This is a genomic window from Frankia nepalensis, assembly GCF_016786325.1.
Classification (GTDB): Bacteria; Actinomycetota; Actinomycetes; order Frankiales; family Frankiaceae; genus Pseudofrankia; species Pseudofrankia nepalensis.
In genome coordinates, this window is the sequence record NZ_JADWYU010000138.1 from 60,364 (window position 1) to 65,184 (window position 4,821).

The 4,821-nt window shown below is 72.3% G+C and carries 3 protein-coding genes; 1 reads left to right on the plus strand and 2 read right to left on the minus strand.

The features are described from left to right. The coding region (locus I6A81_RS19900) for a M10 family metallopeptidase domain-containing protein (protein ID WP_203010260.1) at positions 1-847 on the minus strand (847 nt) is incomplete at its 3' end. Positions 848-1,204: 357 nt separating this feature from the next. After that, positions 1,205-1,990, minus strand: coding sequence for a 2-phosphosulfolactate phosphatase (locus tag I6A81_RS19905; RefSeq protein ID WP_203000534.1), 786 nt, complete (start codon positions 1,988-1,990; stop codon positions 1,205-1,207). Between the two features lie 397 nt (positions 1,991-2,387). Between I6A81_RS19905 and fxsT the strand changes: the two genes are divergently transcribed. Beyond that, a partial coding sequence (fxsT, locus tag I6A81_RS19910) for an FxSxx-COOH system tetratricopeptide repeat protein (RefSeq protein WP_238441533.1) occupies positions 2,388-4,821 on the plus strand: 2,434 nt, incomplete at its 3' end.

The following is a 4,821-nucleotide window of genomic DNA, read 5'->3' on the forward strand; positions in this document are numbered from 1 at the left end:
CGTGACCGGGCGGCGTGATCGGGAATGGTTGGTGCCAGCCTCCGTAGATCGCCTGAATGCCCGCGATGTCGTCGCCGGTCAGCTCGCGGCGGATGCCGCCGTAGAAAGCGAACATGACCGATGCGGGATCTGAGGAGTGGTCGAGCCCGAGGCCGTGCCCGATCTCGTGCAGCGCCACGGTCAGCAGGTCGACGCCGGTCGGAGGGTCGTCGGTGGTCCAGGTCTCGGCCTCGTCGAAGTGCAGGTCGCCAGCCAGCGAACCGCCACCCGGCGGCGGGTAGTAGCAGTGTGCCAACACGCCGCCGACTCCGTCGAAGGCGTTCGCGGCACCGTCGTCGTGATTTCCCGCGAACCACCCGATCTGGATGTCGGCCCCGTTCGCGACCTCCTGGAACCGCAGCGGCGAGACGGCGGCCCACCGGTCGAACGCGGCTCTCACCGCGGCCCGCGCGTCCGCGGCCGGCAGGTCGGCACCCGAGTTGTCGAACTGGTACGTGACGGTGAGGTGGTCCCAGCGGCTGCCGGACGCGACGAAAGGCCGTGGCCCGTCCTTGGGGACCGCGTCAGGAACACCACAGCGAGGTTTACCCATCAGCGCGAGCGTCTTGGGACCCACCATCCCGTCAGAAGCGAGCGCGTTCTGCTGCTGGAACAGCCGGACAGCACGGTCGACCGTGTCGTCAAAGACCTCTTCGTCCGCCACGACGGCGTCGACCGCCGGTCGCCAGGTCTTGAACTCGCTGAGGCCTTCGTTCGGGAAATACCCGAAACGCGCCAGATATTCGTAGAGTTTCCCGACCTCGGGCCCTTCGCTGCCCAAGGAAAGCTGCTGGGTCGGAAGACGCACAGGTTGCACCATTTTTCCCCGTTTCACGTGCTGTCGATACTGCGGGGAACATCGTCTCCCAAGACGCTGACCAAGGGAACGAACAAACAGCAGCGTGTTTCGAACTCGCCGAGCAAGTGCTGACTGGACACGGAACCGGAAGCTATGCGCCGTTTCGTGGTCCGGGTTCCGGGGCCTACATCGGTCGGTGGATCATGAAAGTGCGCGGGTCGTCTCCGCCACGGGCCCTCGGCGGAGCTTTCCGTTCACCGGTCTGAAGCCGGCCCGGTCCCACCGGCTGGTCCGCCTCGTCGCCACCCGCGATGGGGACCGCGTCGCCTGGTCACGTGACCGCGGGCGCCGCGCACGGTGCTGGTTTCAGGCGGCCTCGTCGAGGGCGACAAAGGCGCCGTCGCGCAGGATGGGCACCGCGGTGTCCGCGTCGAGCTGGGCGGCGGCCGCGACGTCGTCGTCCCAGCCGAGTGCCAGCAGCTCCCGCCCGGAGGCGCAGCCGCGCAGCTCGTCGCGCAGCACGGGCGCGGCCGCGTCGAACGCGGCGCGGGCGGCGCGGGCCTCCGGGGACAGCTCGGACCGGGCGAGCGCGCCGGCCTCGGCGGCGCGGGCGATGACCGCGCCGGCGCCGAGGAGATCTTCGACGGCCGGGCGTAGCGGGCCGGCGTGCGAGGTTCCCGACGCGTCCGGCCAGCGTTCTCCCGCCGCGATCACCGCGATCGACCGGCCCGCCGCGACCTCCCGAGCGACCAGGCCGCCGACCGCCGTGGCGTTACGCGGGCAGCCGGCGACCAGCGTGGCGCCGTGGTCGCTGGCGGCGGCCGACAGCGTGGCGCCGTTCGGGGAGGGCAGGACCAGCCGGGTGCCGGCGGGGATGTGGGCGAGGTCGGTGGGCGACAGCGACCAGGGGGTCCCCGGGTCGTCGCGCGGGCCGGCGAGGATCGCGCCGCGCCGCGCGGCGAACCGCGCGGCGGTGGCGTCGCGCCACCGGTAGGGCAGCACCGACGCGCCGCAGCCCACCGCGACGCTGACCGCCGTCGTGAACCGCAGCACGTCGACGATCACGACCAGGTCGCTGACCGGCGCCAGCGCCGCCAGATCCTCGCCACCCCAGCCGAACCGGACGACGAACGGACCCTGCCCGGCCACCATGGTCACCCGTCCTTCTCGCCGCCGAACCGGCGACGCCGACCCTGCCCCAGACAACGCGGCCGGGATCCCGCCAATCGCCACGACGCCCCGCGAGCGGACAGACATCATGAGATCACGTTCGGCGCGGCGGGGGCGCGGATGTAGCCAGGTCGAGGTCAGCGGCCCGCCCATGTTCCAGGCTGAACGTGACCGGCGACCGCGCAGCGGCCTCCGAAGCGGCCGGTGGGATATCTGGTCGATACAGCTGGGCTTCCGCGACCTGCGGCGAGCAAAGGAAATTACGCATCGGAAGCGAGCGGAATCGTGGCCGGCGGAGTATGACGTTGGTCAGCTTGGGGCCGGGGCCGGGGCTTCATGAGGTGGCGGTGCGGGCCCCGCTGGACCGGCGATCGGTGGGATGCTGTGCGTTGTGGCCGATAGCGGGGGCGGTGGCGCGCCTGGGGGCGTCGGGTACGAGTGGGATTTCTTTGTCTCGTATACGCAGTCGGATCGGGGCTGGGCGGAGTGGATCGCCTGGGAGCTGGAGTCCGCGGGTCATCGGGTGTTGGTGCAGGCGTGGCACATGGTCGCGGGGATGAGCTGGTCGGAGCGGATGGCGGCGGGGATGGCGCGGTCTGCCCGGACGGTGGCGGTGCTGTCGCCCGACTATGTGGAATCCGACGCGTGCGGCGCGGAGTGGCAGGCCGCCTGGCGTTCGGATCTGGCGGGGCGTGGCCGGCGGTTGCTGCCGGTGCGGGTGGTCGAGTTCTCTCCGCCGCCGCCGTTCGACGGGATCGTGTGGACGGATCTGGTCGGGGTCGACGAGCCGGAGGCGGTCGGCCGGCTCGGCAGGATGGTCGAGGCCGCGACCACCGGGGAGAACCGCCCGTCTGGGCGGCCGTTGTTTCCGGTGGCTGGCCAGGCTGGTGACGGGCCGCGGTTCCCGGTGGGGCAGGCGGCGGTGTGGTCGCTGCCATGGGAGCGCAACCGGCATTTCACGGGCCGGGAACCAGAGCTGTCGGAGCTGCGCAGCCGGCTGGTCGGCGACGGCGTGACGGCTACCGTGCCGCGGGCGCTGCACGGTCTGGGCGGGGTGGGAAAGACGCAGCTGGCGGTGCAGTACGCCTACCGGCATGCCAGCGACTACGACCTGGTGTGGTGGATACCCGCGGAGGATCCCGCGCTGGCCCTGGCGGCGTTGGCGGCGTTGGCGGACCGGGTCGGAGTCGCCGTTCCCGGGCAGGCCGAGGAGTCCGCCCGCGAGGTCGTGGACCTGCTGCGCCAGGGCCAGCGCTTCCCGCACTGGCTGCTGATCCTCGACAACGCGGCCGAGCCGGCGGACCTGTATGGCCTGCTGTCCGCGGCGGGCGGCGGCGGACACGTGCTGGTGACGACCAGGGATCCGGCCTGGTCACGGCTCGCCGGCCTGGTGGAGGTCGATGTGCTGCCCCGGGACCGGGCGGTGGCGTTGTTGCGGGAGCGGGTCCCGCGGTTGTCGGAGGGGGAGGCCGGGCGGATCGCGGCGACGGTGGCCGACCTGCCGTTGGCGCTCGAGCAGGCCGGGGCGTGGCTCGCCGAGACCGGCACCCCGGCCCAGGAGTATGTGGATCTGCTCGGCCAGCGGGTGTCGGCGGTGATGGCCCGGGGCGTCCCGGCGGATCACGCGCCGGTCGCGGCGACCTGGACGATCGCGCTGCGTACCCTCGACGAGCCGGCGGTTCTGCTCGCCCGCTTGTGGGCGCTGTTCGGCCCCGAGCCGATCCCGGTCGGTCTGATCCGGCCAGGCGTCGCCGGTCTGCTTCCCGAGCCGCTCGCCAGCGCCGCCCGTGACCCCCTGGAGTTCCGGGACGCCGTGGGCAGGCTGGCGCGGACCGCGATCGTGCGGCTGGTCGCCGGCGACATGGTCGTGATGCACCGGCTCGTCCAGGCCGTCCTTCGCGACGACACCCCGGACGCGCTGCGCCCGGGCCTGCGCGAAGCGGCGCGCCGGCTGATCGCTCACGGTAGGCCGGACGACAGCGCGGCGCCGGCCGGGTGGGGACGCTATGCCCAGCTCTACCCGCACGCGCTCGCCACCGATCTCGTGGACGCCGACACGGCGGAGGCCCGGGACCTCACCATGGCCCTGGTCTCGGCCCTGCGAAACCAGGGCGACTACCCGAACAGCCGGCGCCTCGCCGAACACGCCCACGATCGATGGACCACGGAGCTCGGCGCGGACCACCCGGACACGATCCGCGTCACGGCCGACCTCGCGGCGACGCTGTGGAACCAGGGGAACTATCCGGCCGCCCACGCGATGGAAGAGGATCTGCTGGCGCGCCGGCGGCGGATCCTCGGTGACGATCACCCGGATGTGTTGCTCGCCGCGACGAATCTCGCGGTCACCCTCCTGTCGCAGGGGGACTATCCGGCCGCCCGCGATCTGCAGGAGGACCTGCTCGCGCGGTACCGGCGCGTGCTCGGCGACAACCATCAGGACACGGTCCGGGCCATGACCAACCTCGCGGTCACCCTCGCCTACCAGGGGGACCACCAGGCCGCCCGCGTCCTGCGCGAGGACGCGCTCGCCTGGTCCCGGCGGATTCTCGGCGAGGATCATCCGGAGACGATCCGGGCCGCGGCGAACCTCGCGGCGACGCTGTGGAACCAGGGGGACTATGCGGCCGCCCGGGTGATGGAGGAGGACGTTCTCGCGCGGCGGCGGCGGATTCTTGGTGAGGATCACCCGGACACGATCCTTGCGGTGGCGAACCTCGCGGTGACGCTGCGGAGCCAGGGGGACTATGCGGCCGCCCGGGTGATGGAGGAGGACGTTCTCGCGCGGCGGCGGCGGATTCTTGGTGAGGATC